Consider the following 15,415-nt stretch of genomic DNA (forward strand, 5'->3'; position numbering starts at 1 on the left):
TGTTCCACGGCATGTGCCGAGGACTACCGGCAGTCCGGCGCCCTGGTTCGGACAAAAAAAAGCCCGCTAACTTTCGTTGCGGGCTGAATCCAAACCTTATGAGGTGTTGGAGGAGACAGGTGCATCATATCGCGGCGCAACATATCCGTCTGCTTGATTGTTGTGATACCTGATATTCACGATACAAATACTAGGGTTCGGCTATTTGCGCACCGCATCAAGAATCAAGCCGGCCAGGCGTTCGTAGTTGCCGTCGAAATGATGGCCGCCGGTGAGCTTCAACAACTTGACATGGCCGGCATCCAGGCCGGGGCAGGAAGTGTCCGTCTCTTCGCTGCCGTAGATGCACATCCCCAAACCTGCCGGCAACCTGGCGACTTCCGGCGCTATCGGCAGGCCGTCGTTGCTGGAGCTGACCCAGTTGGTCATATGAAACTGGAAATCGGCTTTTTTCCCCAGGCCCATCATGGCGACCAGCGGAACCGATGAGCGCATTGCCGGCGACAGCCGGTTGACCACAAAAGGCAAAACGTCGGCTCCTTGCGAATAGCCGATCAGCAGTACCTTGGTTTTCTTCCAGCGCGCCATATAGAACTGCGCCAGGCGCTCGACATCTCTGGCGGTCGAGGCCGGCGTGCGGGCGCTCCAGAAATAGCGCAGGGAATCGACGCCGACTACCGGCACGCCGCGCTTGGCAAGCGCAGCCGCGACATCGCGATCGATGCCGGCCCAGCCGCCGTCGCCGCTGATCAGGATCGCCATGGTGTCGGCATCTCGCAACGGCTGTGATTGAACGGCGGCGGCGACCTCGATCACCGGCAGGTCCGACACTGCGGCCGGCGGCGCTGGCAGCGCCAGCGGCTGCCTGGCCGCCATGCTGGCGTAGGCGGCAGCCAGCGCCGCCTGGTTTTGTCCGGCGCCGTCGGCATTGATCAGCGTGGCGCCTGCAACGCCGGCGACAAACGCCTGGGTAACGCCGGCGCTGCATAGTCCGTCATTCGGCGCCTGCGTATTTTGCAGGACACGCCATGCAGCAGGTAATTTCGAGACCGGCAGCAACTCGACACCTTCGCCTTTGGCGCGCGCCTTGAAATGGACGCCCTCGCCTTTGCATAGCGGCTTGCGCAAGGCCAGGGCCGGACAGAATCCCAGCGTCAGGGCGCCGCTGAAAGTGTTCGCGGGCGCCTGCGCCAGCATGGCGTACGACAAGGCGGCGCCGGCGCCCTGGCCCACCAGCAGCGGCGGAAAATATCCCGGCACCTTTTCATAGGCTTGCACGAAGCGGCTCAGGTTTTCCAGATCGCCGTCGGGAAAGGCGCAGTCGCCGCCATCGGCGTTGAGGCTGGCAAACAGCTGCGGCGTGCTGATCCCCGCCACCAAAGCGCCTTGTGCCGCCAGCGCCTTCGCCTTTTCGGCCGCGCTCTTGTCCCAGCCCGCATCACCGGACAGCAACAGCACGACACCGTTCACGGCACCGCTCGGCTTATAGATGTCGATACTCTTGAAACGACCGTGGCTCAGGCGCTGGTGCGATTCCTCGGCCGCGACGGCGCTGCCGGCCAACACAGCGCCCGCCAGGCAGACCGCCCACACCGCTGATACTTTTTTCATTTGCTGACCGCCCCCTTGAGACCGCCGCTGATCAGTGCGGCAGTATCGGTAAATGTGAAAATCGGCGCCAGGCCGCCCTTGCTCACCAGGTAGCGCGCTTCCCACACCGGATCGAACTTGTCCTTGAAATTGCGCAGGCCGCGGAAATTGTAAAAGCGCCCGCCATGCATGAACAGGATGCGGCCGAAGCGTTGCCAGCGCGAAGCCAGCTGATGGTCTTTCATGCCCGACATCGGCGCCATGCCCAGCCCGAAACGCTGGAAACCCTGCTCCTTGAAATGCAGCATCAGGCTGGAGAACAGAAAATCCATGGTGCCGGGCGGCGCATCCGGCAGTTGCCGCATGAGGTCGATGGCGGCCTCGACCCGCGACACATCCGGACACATGAGGCTGGCGAAGGCGATGATCTTTTGTGCGCGGCGAATCACCGCGACCGGCTGGCGCAGGATATAAGCCTGGTCAAAGCCGCCCAGCGAAAACCCCTTTTCGCGCGTGTCCTGATCGGCCAGCCAGGCATCCGAGACCGTCTTCAGTTCAGCCATCACGGACGGCAGCTGCGCCGGCGCGACGATTTCGAAGCGCAAGCCTTCGCGCTCGGCGCGGTTGACGCCATGCCGCAGATTGGCGCGGCGCGGTCCTTGCAGGCTGAACTGGTCCAGCGGCACATAGGCTTCTTCGCCCAGCTTATAGACCCGCAGGCCGGCATCGAGATACAGCGGCAAGGATTGCGGCCGCACTTTGTAGAAGGCGGCGCGGCCGCCGTAGCCGTCGGCCAGTTCGATAAAGCGCCAGATCAGCTCCGACCATTCCTGCTGCTCGCCGACCGGATCGGACAGCGCCACCCAGGAGCGGTTGTGCTTGGCGTACATGATGAAGCTGTTGCCAGAGGCTGAAAACAGCAGGCTTTTATCGCCCATCAGCGCCAGGCAGGCGTCCGCCGCCGGCTGCTTGCGCAGGATCGCGGCGGCGCGCTGCAGCTCCTCCTCGCCAGGGCGCTCGGCGACGCCGGTGGAACGGCGGAACAGCTGCCACAAACCGAGGCCGAGCGCCATGATCGCCACCACCATCAGGGTGCGCAGCGAGCGCGGCGCGTAGTCGTCAAAAGCAAATTGCCACCACATGCGGTCGGCAAAATCGATGTCGCGATAGGCGAACAGCAGTATCCAGCCACATGCGGCCAGCACGCAGGCAACCGCAATCAGCCAGCCGGGTTCGAAGGTCTGGGAAAACAGCGAGGAACGGCGGTCAAACTGCTTGCGCGAAATCACCAGCAGCGATGCCAGCAGGAACAGCACAATGAATTCGTTCACCGCGATCCCTTTGGGCAGCGCCAGGATGCCGGCAATGATGGTCAGCACCAGCGACGCCCACCACGCCGCATCGAGCCTGTGCAGCAGGCCGCGCGCCAGGAACAGCATCGCCAGCCCGGCCACGCTGCCGATCAGGTGCGAGGCTTCCACCACGAACAGCGGCACGTGCAGCCGCAGCAATTCCTCGGCATGGCGGGTGGCCGGCGTCACGCCGGATATCAGCAGCATGGTGCCGGTGACCAGGGTCAGCGCGGTCAGCAGCCAGGGCGACAGACGCACCGCCGCGCGCGCCACCGGTGCGCCGCTGCCGGCGCGTATTTCAATCGCGGCGAGCAGGATCGTCGCCAGCAGCAAGGGCAAGAGAAAATAGATGCTGCGGTAGAGCAGCAAGGCCGCGGCGATGGCGCTGGTCGGCGCGTGATTGGCGCAAGCCAGCAGGATCACCGCCTCGAACACGCCGACACCGCCCGGCACATGGCTGATCACGCCAAGCGCCATGGCGATAGCGTAAAAAGCGACGAAGGTCGGCAGATCAATGACGCCGCTCGGCAGCAGGAACCATAAGGTGGCCGCGGCCGCGCTCAGATCGACGGCCGAAATCAGCAGCTGGCGCAGCGCCAACCCGACTTCCGGCAAGCGCAGGTTCCAGCGCCCGAACAACAGCAGCTCGCGGCGCACTTTGCACAAGACCATGAACCCAGCCACGCCAAGCAGCAGCAGGCTCGCCAGCGCACGCAGCAGCCAGCTCGGAATATGCGCCAGCGCCTCGATCTGCGGCGCGCCCCACAAAAGACCGAGAGCGCCGAAGGTGCTCATGCCCAGGCCGAAGGCGCTGGCATTGAAGGCGACCGCCTGCGCCACCTGGGATGCTTCGACGCCGCTCGCCGTGTACAGGCGCATGCGCACCGTGCCGCCGGTCAGCACGCCAAGGCCGACCGTGTTGCCAAGCGCGTAAGCAATGAATGAAGTAAGGCCGATGGTGGTCCCTTTCACCTTGGCGCCGACATAGCGCAAGCTGGAGACATCGTAGCCGGCCAGCGACAGGTAACTGACGGCGGTCGCCAGCACCGCCAGCAGCAGATTGCTCACAGGGGTATGCCTGACCGCGTGGACAATGCTGCGGTAATGCACATCCGCCAGCAAGGCATACAGCGACTTGAACACCAGCGCGCCGAGAATCAGCACCAGCAGCACCGTGGCCCATGCGCGCCAGCTGATGCCGGTCTTTTGCGCGGCGGCGGGATTCACGCCGGCAATTGTCTTGTCTGTTTTTGACGGGGAAGAATGACTTGCCATGTAACCTTAATGTACCCGCCGCGCCTCGGGCACGGAAAGCGGAAGTTGCTTAACCACCTGGTAAGAGCCAGTTTACAAAGCAAGGTTCGTCACGGCAAGTAATAAACTGGCAAAGAACATGCGGGCGGAAACAAAAAAACCGCTCCAGCACAAGGCTGGGAGCGGCTTTTTGTACGTTCCGGAATGAACCGCAACATGTTCTTGGAGGAGGCGGTGGGAGTCGAACCCACGATACAGGTTTAAGCCCGTATGCTTCCTTAGCAGGGAAGTGCCTTCGACCACTCGGCCACGCCTCCAAGCTTAAACGGCTTTTTGCAACGCCGCGTTAAGGACACGAATAATAACTTTTCATAGGGCATCGGTCAATAACGCTATGCCAAATTAACAGTTTTTTTTGAAAATTTTTTGAAAACCCTCTGAAAACCTTCTGCGCCGCCCGGTCCCGGGCCGAATCAGCGCAGCGGGACCGCGGTTTTGAGAGATTTGCGCCGAATCAGGCGCTTTCCAGGCCAAAAGCCTTGTGCAGGGCGCGTACCGCCAGCTCCATGTACTTCTCGTCGATCAGCACCGAGATCTTGATTTCGGAAGTCGAGATCATCTGGATATTGATGCCCTCTTCCGACAAGGTACGGAACATTTGCGAAGCGATGCCGACATGGCTGCGCATGCCGACGCCAACCACCGACACCTTGGACACCTTGGCGTCGCCGGTGATGCTGGCTGCGCCGACATGGGTCTTGACCTTCTCGTTGAGCACATCCATGGCCTTGGTGTATTCGCCGCGCGGCACGGTAAAGGTGAAGTCAGTCTTGCCATCGACCGACTGGTTCTGGATGATCATGTCGACTTCGATATTGGCATCTGCGACAGCGCCCAGGATCTGGTAGGCGATGCCAGGACGGTCAGGGACGCCGAGCACGGTAATCTTGGTCTCGTCGCGATTAAACGCGATGCCGGTAATGGTGGCTTGTTCCATCTTAGTATCTTCCTCAAACGAAATCAGGGTGCCGGAAACTGCTTCTTCTTCCAGCGGCATTAATGGGTCGGTCAGCGACGACAGCACACGGGTCGGCATCTTGTAGTTGCCGGCGAATTCGACCGAGCGAATCTGCAGCACTTTAGAACCCAGCGATGCCATCTCCAGCATTTCTTCAAAGGTCACCGTCTTCAGGCGGCGCGCATCGGAGACCACGCGCGGATCGGTGGTGTAGACGCCGTCGACGTCGGTGTAAATCAGGCATTCCGCCGCCTGCAGCGCAGCCGCCACCGCTACCGCGGAAGTGTCGGAACCGCCACGGCCCAGGGTGGTGATGTTGCCGTGCTCGTCGACGCCCTGGAAACCGGTGATGATCACGACTTTGCCGGCATCCAGGTCTTGCCGCACCTTGGTGTCGTCAATCGAACGGATGCGCGCCTTTGTATGAGCCGAATCGGTCTTGATCGCGACTTGCCAGCCGGCGTAGGACACGGCTTGCTTGCCGATCGCTTGCAAGGCCATCGCCAGCAGGGCTACCGAAGCCTGCTCGCCGGTGGAGGCCAGCATGTCGAGTTCGCGCGGATCGGGCTGGGCGCTGATTTCCTTTGCCAGGCCCAGGAGGCGGTTGGTTTCACCGGACATCGCGGAAGGCACCACGACGATTTGGTGGCCGGCGTCATGCCATTTGGCGACGCGCTTGGCGACATTCTTGATGCGCTCGGTCGAGCCCATCGAAGTGCCGCCGTATTTGTGGACGATTAAAGCCATAGGGTGTGTTTTGGGTGCGGGAAGCGGACTTAGTGCAAGAAAAATAAAAAATCAACCCTTTAATGTACCCGCAACAGCTGATTATGACAAGTGGATTACTGGCTAGAAAATACAGATAACGCTTATGCGTCAAATTGAATATCTTGACTCAGCGGCAACATATCCGATTGCCAGCGCAGTGCGATGCGCGGACCGGCTTCAGTCGCCAGCACGTGGCAATCGAAGCCGATGCCGGCCGCAAACACCAGCTGCTTGCCGCTGCGCACCAGCGGCAGCCGCTCGCGCTCCCAAGGCGGCACATCAAAGGCCTGGTAGTGATATTTCACGCTTTTGGTGGGCCGGTTGAACGCCAGCTTGAGCTTTTCGCCGCCGCTGCGGAACTGGATCTGCAAAGCTTGCTGGCGTAGCCAGTCAGCGCCGACGCCCTGCTCCGCCGGCGCGAAATGCATGACGCCGCCGAACAGCGGAAAGGCGATTTCGGCTTCCCCGTTCCAGCGGAAATCCTGCGGCGCGATGTCGGAACGGTCGACATCGTCGCGCGGCGTCAGGAACACGCGGTTGCGATGGCGCCGGATATGGCAATCCGGATGGGTCACGCACAGCTGGGCATCGGCTTTCGCTTCCAGCAGCTGCTGCCGCATTTCGCTCAGCCAGGCGCTGGAGGGCATGCGCAGATGATGCCGGCCGAACCAGTAGCGCAGCAGGTTATCGATCCGCTCCGGATTGAGCAGGCGCAGCTGATCCATGTTGAGACAGGCGCCGTCGGCACACAGCGCCATATCTTGCGCCGCCAGCGCAACCAGCAGTTTTTGCGTGGTCTGCATATGGCCGGCGCTGCGCGAGAAGCGCTCCTGGAAGCCAGGGAAATATTGCGCCAGCACCGGCATCACCTGCTGGCGCAAGGCATTGCGGGCGTAGCGCGGATCGTGATTGGATTCGTCTTCGACGTAAGTCAGCTGTTGGGCCGCGGCATACTGCTCCATCGCCGCGCGCGATACTTTCAGCAGCGGGCGCACCATCAGCAAGCTGGCGTCGCCGAGCAGGCTGGGCGCCGCATTCCAGCTGTCCATGCCCGACAGGCCGGCCGCGCCGGAGCCGCGCAGCAATTGCAGCAGTACAGTCTCGGCCTGGTCGTCCAGATGATGCGCGGTCAGCAGCAGCGGCACCTGATGCAGGCGGCACAAGTCGCCCAGCGCTGCATAGCGGCTGTTGCGTGCAGCTTCTTCCACGCCGCTTTTTTCAGTGTCGCGCAATTCGATACGCTGCGCATGGAACTCAACGTCCAGCCGCGCGCAGGTCTCGGCGCAATGGACTTGCCAGTGATCCGCATTGGGACTGATGCCGTGATGGATATGAAACGCCAGCAGCTTGACGCCATGGCTGGCGGCATAGCGCGCCGCCGCATGCAGCAAGACTGTGGAATCGAGGCCACCGCTATAAGCGATCGCCAACCGGGCCGGCGCCGACGCCTGCGAAACAGCGGCGGCGGCCAGCGCCGCCAGTGTATTTTCTAAGTACGCATCGATACTTGGTGAGTGAGGATTTGACACGCCTATTCTGTAGCCAGTACTTCCTTGAATTTACCGTAGCTCATCAGCTTTTCATGGCGCGCATTCAGCAAATCCTTGGTCTTGACGCCCTGGAACTGGCGCAAGGTGTCGGCCAGCGCGCGCTTCAGCAGCGAAGCCATCTGCTTCGGATCGCGATGGGCGCCGCCCAGCGGTTCGCTGACGATCTTGTCGATCAGGCCGACCGCTTTCAGGCGGTGCGCCGTCAGGCCCAGCGCGTCGGCGGCATCGGCTGCGCGCTCGGCGGTCTTCCACAGGATGGAGGCGCAGCCTTCCGGCGAAATCACCGAATAGGTTGAGTACTGCAGCATCAGCACCGCATCGCCGACGGCAATCGCCAGCGCGCCGCCGGAACCGCCTTCACCGATGATAGTGGCGATCAGCGGCACTTTCAGTTCCGCCATGGCGTACAGATTGTGGCCGATCGCCTCCGACTGGCCGCGTTCTTCGGCATCGATGCCGGGGAAAGCGCCGGGAGTATCGACAAAAGTAAAAATCGGCAAACCGAATTTTTCCGCGACCTTCATCAGGCGCAGGGCCTTGCGATAGCCTTCCGGTTTCGGCATGCCGAAGTTGCGCAAGGCGCGCTCCTTGGTGTCGCGTCCCTTCTGATGGCCGATCACCATGCAAGACTGGCCGTTGAAGCGGGCCAGGCCGCCAACGATAGACAGGTCATCGGCATAAGTGCGGTCGCCGTGCAGCTCATGGAAGTCCGTGAAAATTTCATTCACGTAATCCATGGTGTAAGGGCGTTGCGGGTGGCGCGAAATCTGCGATACCTGCCATGGCGTCAGCTTGGCGTAGATATCCTTGGTCAGCTGCTGGCTTTTCTTGGACAGGCGGTCGATTTCTTCCGAAATATCCACAGCCGAATCGTCCTGGACGAAACGCAGCTCTTCGATCTTGGCGTCCAGCTCGGCGATCGGTTGCTCGAAACCTAGAAATGTTGTTTTGCTCATATTGTTCCCTTTATTAATTCGTCATTGCCGATTTGTTGTCGGTCAAATCAGAATCAGAATAAGTTATAGCCCGGCCATGACTTGGTCCGATTAGTTGCCTATTTACTCAGTAGTGACTTGATATTCTGTCGATACAGGATCCAGACTACGCCACAAGTACCATGTTGCCACAGTACGCCAGGGCTCCCAATTGGCCGACACTTCGCGCGCATCGCTGCGCGAAACCGGCTCGCCTGAAAAATAATTGACACTGATGCCTTTGAGCAAGCCCGGATCATCCAGGGGCAAGATATTGGGCCGGAGCAAATTAAATATCAAAAACATCTCCGCTGTCCAGCGTCCGATGCCGCGGATTTGCGTCAGATCAGCAATCACGGCCTCGTCTTCCATTTCCTGCCATTGCTCGGCATCGACCCGTTTTGCCTTGAAATGATCGGCCAGGTCAAGAATATAGTCTGCTTTACGTTTCGATAAACCGCAAGCTGCCAATTGTTCGGGGCCGGCTTTCAAAACCTGGGCCGGGGTAGTCTTGGGGCAGACCTGCAGAAGTTTTTGCCAAACCTGCTCCGCTGCCTTGACCGTGATCTGCTGGCCGACTACCGAGCGCGCCAGCGTGGTAAACGCTTCGCCGCGGCCGACCAGGTGCAGATCGCCAAACTGCGGAATCAGCTTACGCATGATACGGTCACGCTTCATCAACTCGCTTTTCGCATCTTCCCAGTACGAAGGCACAAAAAAAGAGGAGTCGACAGCTATCGTTTTTTGCATACGTTTACGCCCTTCGCCATTCGGTTAGACCGCCGGGCTTATCTTCCAGCAAAATGCCTTCGGCCAGCAAATCCTTGCGGATCTGGTCTGCCGCGGAAAAATCCCTGGCTATTTTTGCTGCTTGACGAGCTTGAATTTTGAGTAGGATATCTTGCTCCGACAACGCCGCTTGCGCAATGCCATTTCCGTCAACTTCGCTGCCCAAGAGTGCACGGCCCTTCAAAAAATCTTCCGGTGCGCGCTGCAACAGGCCGAGTGCGCCGGCCAGCTTTTTCAGCTGACGGGCGGCGGCGGCGGATTTACTCTTGTTGACTTCATTGGCCAGGTCGAACAAGCCGGAAATCGCCATCGGCGTGTTGAAGTCGTCATTCATGGCGGCAGCCAGGCGCTGCGCATGCGCCTCGCTCCAGTCCAGCGGCAGGTCGTCCGCCGCCACTTCTTTCAAGGCGGTGTAGAGACGGGTCAGGCTTTGCTTGGCGTCGTCCAGGTTGGTATCGGCATAATTCAGCGGGCTGCGGTAGTGTGCGCGCAGGATGAAAAAGCGCACCACTTCGGCATCGTATTTTTTCAGGACGTCGCGGATCGTGAAAAAATTTCCTAGCGACTTGGACATCTTTTCATTGTCGATGCGGACAAAGCCGTTGTGCATCCAGTAATTGACGAACTGGTGGCCGTGCGCGCCTTCCGATTGCGCGATTTCATTTTCATGATGCGGGAACTGCAGGTCCTGGCCGCCGCCATGAATATCGAACTGCTCGCCCAGCAATTGCTCGGCCATTGCAGAGCATTCTATGTGCCAGCCCGGCCGCCCCTGGCCCCAGCGCGAGGTCCACTTGACTTCTTCAGGCTCGCTGGCCTTGGCGGCCTTCCACAGCACGAAATCGAGCGGATCGCGCTTGCCGACGTTGACGTCGACCCGCTCGCCGGCGCGCAAGTCATCCAGCGACTTGCCCGACAGCTTGCCGTAGCCGCTGAAGTCGCGCACCGAATAATTGACGTCGCCGTCGCTGCCCTGATAGGCCAGGCCTTTGTGTTCCAGTTTTTCGATCAATGCCAGCATCTGCGGCACGAATGCTGTGGCGCGCGGCTCGTGATCCGGCTTCTGCACGCCCAGCGCCGCCGCGTCTTCATCCATGGCCTGGATGAAACGGCCGGTCAGCTGCGAGATGGTCTCGCCGTTTTCCACTGCGCGCTTGATGATCTTGTCGTCGATATCGGTGATATTGCGTACATAAGTGACGTCAAAGCCCGACTGCCGCAACCAGCGCTGCACCATGTCGAACACCACCATCACGCGGCCGTGGCCAAGATGGCAATAGTCGTAGACCGTCATGCCGCATACGTACATGCGGACTTTGCCCTCTTCGATCGGAGAAAACGGCTGCTTCTCACGCGCCAGCGTGTTATATATTTTCAGGTCGCTCATGGGAAGTTACGGCTCAGGTACAGAAATAAGGCAAGGAAATAAGCACAGAAATATTGCACGCCGTTCCACGCATCCACGCACTTTCCATGCGCGACGCCAATACAACAAGGCCGTCAAAACTCTTTTGCAGTGTTTAGTTTGATAAAATGTTGCTTTTCGCCGCAGTATATCATTACTGAAAAGCGAAAATGCAGCACATGGAATACGAAAACGGCACCCTTACATGAAGGATTTTTATGACCGCACCTCTTGGTTTGTCCCGTCGCAAGTTCACCTTGGCATTGGCGTCGGCCTTAACAGCCGTCACTTTTGCAGCTAGCCCGTCGCTTGCCAGCGCTGCCGACAAGCCGCATGTTCTGTTGAAAACCAACATGGGCGACATCGTCATCGAACTGAATCCGGAAAAAGCGCCGAAGACAGTCAAGAACTTTCTGGGTTACGTCAACAGCGGCCATTATAACGGCACGATTTTCCACCGCGTGATCGACAGCTTCATGATCCAGGGCGGCGGCATGAGCAAGGACATGGTCGAGAAACCGGCTCCCAACAAGGTCGAGAACGAAGCCAAGAACGGCCTCAAGAACGTTCCTTACAGCGTCGCCATGGCGCGCACCGCCGACCCGCAGTCGGCCGGCGCGCAGTTCTTCATCAATGTCAACAACAATGAATTCCTCAACTATCCTGGCCGCGACGGCTGGGGCTATGCGGTATTCGGCCAGGTCATCAAGGGCATGAACGTGGTCGACAAGATCAAGAAAGTGAAGACCGCCTACCAGGACGTGCCGACCACGCCGGTGATCATCGAATCCGCCACCGTCACCAAATAATATTCATTCTCCATCAACCCACACACCAACCATTAATAGGAAATACCATGGCTGTCATCCTCACCACCAACCACGGCAAGATCAAGATCGAACTGGACGCTGAAAAAGCACCGAAGAGCGTCGAAAACTTCCTGGCCTATGTCAACGCCGGCCATTACAACGGCACGATTTTCCACCGCGTGATTCCCGGTTTCATGGTGCAAGGCGGCGGCTTCGAGCCAGGCATGAAACAAAAGCCGACTAACGACCCAGTCGAAAACGAAGCCAAGAACGGCCTCAAGAACGAGCCTTATACCCTGGCCATGGCGCGTACTTCGGCGCCCCATTCCGCTTCGGCGCAGTTCTTCATCAACGTCAAGAACAACAGCTTCCTCGACTACCCTGGCCAGGACGGCTGGGGCTATTGCGTTTTCGGCAAAGTCGTTGAAGGCAAGGACATTGTCGATGCCATCGAAAAAGTCAAGACCACGCGCAGCGGCATGTTTGCCGATGTGCCGGAAACCGATGTCATTATCGAAAAAGCTGAAGTAGTCGCTTAATAGCGCTTATTCCAAGCCCAGGCCCTTTCATGACAGCCACAGACTCGAACCAGCCAGCCGCTACCGTTGCACTGTTTATCTCCGACCTGCATTTGCAGGCGGCGCATCCACGCACCACGCAAGCCTTCCTGGATTTCCTGCAAGCCAGGGCGATGCAAGTGCAGCAACTGTATCTGCTGGGCGACCTGTTCGAGTATTGGGCTGGCGACGACGACCTGGAAACGCCCTACAACAGCGAAATCGCCGCCGCGATCCGGCAAGTCAGCGCCAGCGGCGTCGAGGTTTTCTGGATCGCAGGCAACCGCGATTTCCTGGTGGGCGAAGGCTTCGCACAGGCCGCCGGCCTGACCATGCTGCCGGACCCCTCAGTGATTGAGGTGGCGGGCCGGCGCCTGGCGATTGCCCACGGCGACGCCCAATGCACCGACGACCTCGCCTACATGGCGTTCCGGGCGCAGGTGCGGCAACCACAATGGCAAGCGCAATTCCTGGCCTTGCCGCTGGCGCAACGCAAGGCGATCATCGCCGGCGTGCGCAAGGAAAGCCAGGAAGAGCAGCGCCATAAAACAATGGAAATCATGGACGTCAACGCCGAGGCAGTGAATGCCTTGTTTGACGCCACCGCCGCCAGCACGCTGATTCACGGCCATACGCACAGGCCGGCTCGCCATCAGATGCAGCAGGATAACGCCATCCGCACACGCTATGTGCTGCCGGACTGGGAATATGACGTCAAGGCGCAGCGCGGCGGCTGGATTGCCATCGATGCAGCCGGCACGATCCGGCGCTTTGGCCATGACGGTCAGGAAATTCCAGACGATCCGGCCTAGACCGCCCGCTCTAAGCGACCCCGTCTAGGCGACCCCGCCAATCAATCGAATTGCCGCTTGAACTCCGCAAACTGCGCGCTCAAATCATCCATTTGCCGCCGCAAGCCCGACACTTCTTCCTCAAGCTGGGCGATCCTGTCCTGGCTGCCGCCCGTGACCACGGAAGCGCTGCCCGACATCGCATCCGCGATGGCCTGCTGTTCAAGCGCTTCCTCGCCGGCCAGCAGGTGCGCATAACGCGGCTCCTTGGTGCCCGGCGCTTTCGCCAGGCGCGCCACCAGCGGCGGATATTTATCGACCAGGAACTGCAAGGCGGTTTCCACCTCGCCCACGCTGGCGAACTCATGCAGCCGGCCGCAGCGGCTGCGCAACTCGCCGGCAGTCTGGATGCCACGCAGCATCAGGGTCGTCAATACCGCCAGCTTGTCTTGCTCCAGCACCCATTTGATGCGCATCCGGTGCTCGTACTTGGAGACCCTGGCGCCGGCCTGCCTGACCTCGACCACCAGCTTGCGCTGCATCAGGCGCTGCAGAATATCCAGCACGCTGGACTCGCTGATCGACATCACCGGATCGCGGCTGGACAGCTGGTTGCAGCCGTTGGTCAGCGTGTTCAGCGACAAGGGATAGTTATCCGGCGTCAGCGCCTCTTTCTCGGCCAGCACCGCGAGTACGCGGATTTCAAAGGGATCGAGAAAATCGTCTGCGCGGACAGCATCCGCTTGCGGCTGCTCGCCGCCGGCAATGCCGTTGTCGTCTTGATTCATTGACAGTTCTCCTGGTGCACGGACCTATTCAACCAGCTTGTTGAGCTGGTCCGGATCAAATTTTTCCAGCTCGGGCAAGCTCTCGCAAGCGATGCCCGATTTCTTCAGCAGCGCGATGATGCGGTCGATCTGGTGCTCCTGCGCAGCGGCGTTGTCGATCAGGCCATGCAGCGCCTTCGACAAGGGATCGTCGCCGTTCGGCGTAACGCCGTAGGCCGCGAACATGCGCGCCGCCGCTTCGTCCTTGCCGCTGCCGCTTTCCTTCTGCACGATGCGGGCCGGGTTGCCGACAGCCGTTGCGCCCGGCGGCACTTCCTTGACCACCACGGCATTGGAGCCGACCTTGGCGCCCTCGCCGACGGTGAAGCCGCCCAGCACCTTCGCGCCGGCGCCGATGATGGCGCCGCGCGCCAGGGTTGGATGGCGCTTGGCGCCCTTGTTGAGCGAGGTGCCGCCCAGGGTGACGCCCTGGTAGATGGTGCAGTCGTCGCCGACTTCGGCGGTTTCGCCGATCACCACGCCGAAGCCATGGTCGATGAAGACCCGGCGGCCGATAGTGGCGCCAGGATGAATTTCAATCCCGGTGAAAATGCGCGCGATATGCGAAATGAAGCGCCCCGGCCATTTGAAGCCGTTGTGCCAGCAATGGTGCGCCCAGCGGTGCAGGATGATGGCGTGCAGCCCCGGATAGCAGGTCAGCACTTCCCACTGGGTGCGGGCGGCGGGATCGCGTGCCATGATGTTGGCAATGTCTTCACGAATGTTGCTGAACATAGGGATATCGAATGAATGCGGAGGCGTAATGTTATTCCAAATTACGCCGGCCGTCTTTTATCGCGGAACTTCGGGAACGGCCGCAAAAATAGCAACTGAATAGCAACTGAGCAGCAATCGAGCTGCGGCCGGAAAGGTGCCAGGCGCCGGTCCGCCAGCGCATGGCGGACCGGCTCAGCACAGGTAGTGCGGAAGCAGAATCAACAACCCTTGACCATGCGCTGGCGGCGCGCTTCGTACAGGCAGACGCCGGACGCGACCGAGACGTTCAGGCTTTCGACCGAACCGAACATCGGCACATTGACCAGCACATCGCAGGTTTCACGCGTCAGGCGGCGCATGCCCTCGCCTTCGGAGCCCATCACGATCGCAGCCGGGGTCGAGAAATCGGCTTCATACAAGCCCTTTTCGCCATCCTCATCGGTGCCGATCAGCCAGATTTCACGTTCTTTCAACTCTCGCAAAGTGCGCGCCAGGTTGGTGACGGTAATATAAGGGACTGTTTCAGCGGCGCCGCTGGCGACCTTGGCGGCCGTGGCATTGAGGCCCACAGCACGGTCTTTCGGAGCGATCACGGCGTGGGCGCCGGCGCCGTCGGCAACCCGCAGGCAGGCGCCGAGATTGTGCGGATCGGTGATGCCGTCGAGGATCAGCAGCAGCGGCGGACCGACGATCGCATCCAGCAATTCATCCAGGTTACGCGCCAGCGACAGTTCGCCGGCCTTGGCCACCACGCCCTGGTGACGGCGGGTGCCGACAATATTCGACAAGCGCTGGTCATCCACCGGGATGACGCGCACGCCCACGGCTTTCGCTGTCTGCAGCAAATCCTGCATGCGGCGGTCGACGCGGCTGGCATCCACGTAAATCTCTTCCACCGACGACGCTTCATGGCGCAAACGCGCGGTGACGGCGTGAAAGCCGAAAATCATTTTACTTTTCATATTCTATCTATCTGAATCTATCTGGATCTATCTGGTTCAATCTGACTGCTAA

General features: G+C 60.1%; 13 protein-coding genes and 1 tRNA gene. 3 read left to right on the forward strand and 11 right to left on the reverse strand.

Going from position 1 to position 15,415, the window contains the following annotated elements; translation table 11 throughout:
- Positions 1–201 precede the first annotated feature (201 nt).
- The 8 genes from AC07V8_RS14995 to cysS all read right to left on the reverse strand — a co-directional run bounded on the left by AC07V8_RS14995 (position 202) and on the right by cysS (position 10,682).
- Positions 202–1,611 carry a virulence factor family protein gene (locus tag AC07V8_RS14995; protein WP_494679256.1) on the reverse strand — a complete coding sequence of 470 codons (1,410 nt, stop codon included), beginning with the start codon at positions 1,609–1,611 and terminating at the stop codon, positions 202–204.
- Positions 1,608–4,217 carry a bifunctional lysylphosphatidylglycerol flippase/synthetase MprF gene (mprF, locus tag AC07V8_RS15000; protein WP_494679255.1) on the reverse strand — a complete coding sequence of 870 codons (2,610 nt, stop codon included), beginning with the start codon at positions 4,215–4,217 and terminating at the stop codon, positions 1,608–1,610. The genes AC07V8_RS14995 and mprF overlap by 4 nt, the downstream gene beginning before the upstream one ends.
- A 202-nt stretch (positions 4,218–4,419) precedes the next feature.
- A tRNA-Ser gene (locus AC07V8_RS15005) sits at positions 4,420–4,513 on the reverse strand.
- A gap of 197 nt (positions 4,514–4,710) precedes the next feature.
- Complete coding sequence (locus tag AC07V8_RS15010) at positions 4,711–5,961, reverse strand: aspartate kinase (protein WP_494679254.1); 1,251 nt, start codon at positions 5,959–5,961, stop codon at positions 4,711–4,713.
- Between the two features lie 122 nt (positions 5,962–6,083).
- Positions 6,084–7,511 carry a tRNA lysidine(34) synthetase TilS gene (gene tilS, locus AC07V8_RS15015; RefSeq protein ID WP_494679253.1) on the reverse strand — a complete coding sequence of 476 codons (1,428 nt, stop codon included), beginning with the start codon at positions 7,509–7,511 and terminating at the stop codon, positions 6,084–6,086.
- Positions 7,512–7,513: 2 nt separating this feature from the next.
- Positions 7,514–8,488, reverse strand: coding sequence for an acetyl-CoA carboxylase carboxyltransferase subunit alpha (locus AC07V8_RS15020; RefSeq protein WP_494679252.1), 975 nt, complete (start codon positions 8,486–8,488; stop codon positions 7,514–7,516).
- 102 nt (positions 8,489–8,590) lie between these two features.
- The gene (locus AC07V8_RS15025) at positions 8,591–9,256 is read right to left on the reverse strand and encodes a DNA-3-methyladenine glycosylase family protein (protein WP_494679251.1); all 666 of its coding nucleotides are present in this window, start codon (positions 9,254–9,256) and stop codon (positions 8,591–8,593) included.
- A 4-nt stretch (positions 9,257–9,260) separates the two neighbouring features.
- Entirely contained in the window at positions 9,261–10,682 is a 1,422-nt protein-coding gene (gene cysS / locus AC07V8_RS15030; RefSeq protein WP_494679250.1) for a cysteine--tRNA ligase, read from the reverse strand.
- Positions 10,683–10,918: 236 nt separating this feature from the next.
- On the opposite strand from cysS, the gene AC07V8_RS15035 reads away from it, so the two are divergent.
- The 3 genes from AC07V8_RS15035 to AC07V8_RS15045 are packed head-to-tail and all read left to right on the forward strand — an operon-like array spanning position 10,919 to position 12,878.
- The gene (locus AC07V8_RS15035) at positions 10,919–11,509 is read left to right on the forward strand and encodes a peptidylprolyl isomerase (protein ID WP_098496822.1); all 591 of its coding nucleotides are present in this window, start codon (positions 10,919–10,921) and stop codon (positions 11,507–11,509) included.
- A gap of 47 nt (positions 11,510–11,556) precedes the next feature.
- Positions 11,557–12,048 (forward strand): peptidylprolyl isomerase, encoded by a 492-nt coding sequence (locus AC07V8_RS15040; RefSeq protein WP_494679249.1) that lies wholly within the window; start codon positions 11,557–11,559, stop codon positions 12,046–12,048.
- A 29-nt stretch (positions 12,049–12,077) separates the two neighbouring features.
- The gene (locus AC07V8_RS15045; RefSeq protein WP_494679248.1) at positions 12,078–12,878 is read left to right on the forward strand and encodes a UDP-2,3-diacylglucosamine diphosphatase; all 801 of its coding nucleotides are present in this window, start codon (positions 12,078–12,080) and stop codon (positions 12,876–12,878) included.
- Between the two features lie 41 nt (positions 12,879–12,919).
- Here AC07V8_RS15045 and AC07V8_RS15050 read toward each other — a convergent pair whose 3' ends face one another.
- From AC07V8_RS15050 to rlmB, 3 genes are all read right to left on the reverse strand, one after another.
- A complete protein-coding gene (locus AC07V8_RS15050) occupies positions 12,920–13,645 on the reverse strand; it encodes a YceH family protein (RefSeq protein ID WP_494679247.1) in 726 nt (241 codons plus the stop codon).
- Between the two features lie 24 nt (positions 13,646–13,669).
- Positions 13,670–14,419 carry a serine O-acetyltransferase gene (gene cysE / locus AC07V8_RS15055; protein WP_098496818.1) on the reverse strand — a complete coding sequence of 250 codons (750 nt, stop codon included), beginning with the start codon at positions 14,417–14,419 and terminating at the stop codon, positions 13,670–13,672.
- Positions 14,420–14,619: 200 nt separating this feature from the next.
- On the reverse strand, positions 14,620–15,363 hold the full coding sequence (rlmB, locus tag AC07V8_RS15060; protein ID WP_494679246.1) for a 23S rRNA (guanosine(2251)-2'-O)-methyltransferase RlmB: 744 nt from the start codon (positions 15,361–15,363) through the stop codon (positions 14,620–14,622).
- Between the last annotated feature and the right edge of the window lie 52 nt (positions 15,364–15,415).

It is taken from the genome of Collimonas sp. GW821-FHT02H07, from assembly GCF_059421505.1.

Coding starts and splice junctions, on each gene's coding strand:
- AC07V8_RS15050 (WP_494679247.1), bottom strand. CDS start 13,645: ATGAATCAAGACGACAACGGCATTGCCGGCGGCGAGCAGCCGCAAGCG.
- cysS (WP_494679250.1), bottom strand. CDS start 10,682: ATGAGCGACCTGAAAATATATAACACGCTGGCGCGTGAGAAGCAGCCG.
- rlmB (WP_494679246.1), bottom strand. CDS start 15,363: ATGAAAAGTAAAATGATTTTCGGCTTTCACGCCGTCACCGCGCGTTTG.
- AC07V8_RS15035 (WP_098496822.1), top strand. CDS start 10,919: ATGACCGCACCTCTTGGTTTGTCCCGTCGCAAGTTCACCTTGGCATTG.
- AC07V8_RS15020 (WP_494679252.1), bottom strand. CDS start 8,488: ATGAGCAAAACAACATTTCTAGGTTTCGAGCAACCGATCGCCGAGCTG.
- AC07V8_RS15045 (WP_494679248.1), top strand. CDS start 12,078: ATGACAGCCACAGACTCGAACCAGCCAGCCGCTACCGTTGCACTGTTT.
- AC07V8_RS14995 (WP_494679256.1), bottom strand. CDS start 1,611: ATGAAAAAAGTATCAGCGGTGTGGGCGGTCTGCCTGGCGGGCGCTGTG.
- AC07V8_RS15025 (WP_494679251.1), bottom strand. CDS start 9,256: ATGCAAAAAACGATAGCTGTCGACTCCTCTTTTTTTGTGCCTTCGTAC.
- mprF (WP_494679255.1), bottom strand. CDS start 4,217: ATGGCAAGTCATTCTTCCCCGTCAAAAACAGACAAGACAATTGCCGGC.
- AC07V8_RS15040 (WP_494679249.1), top strand. CDS start 11,557: ATGGCTGTCATCCTCACCACCAACCACGGCAAGATCAAGATCGAACTG.
- AC07V8_RS15010 (WP_494679254.1), bottom strand. CDS start 5,961: ATGGCTTTAATCGTCCACAAATACGGCGGCACTTCGATGGGCTCGACC.
- cysE (WP_098496818.1), bottom strand. CDS start 14,419: ATGTTCAGCAACATTCGTGAAGACATTGCCAACATCATGGCACGCGAT.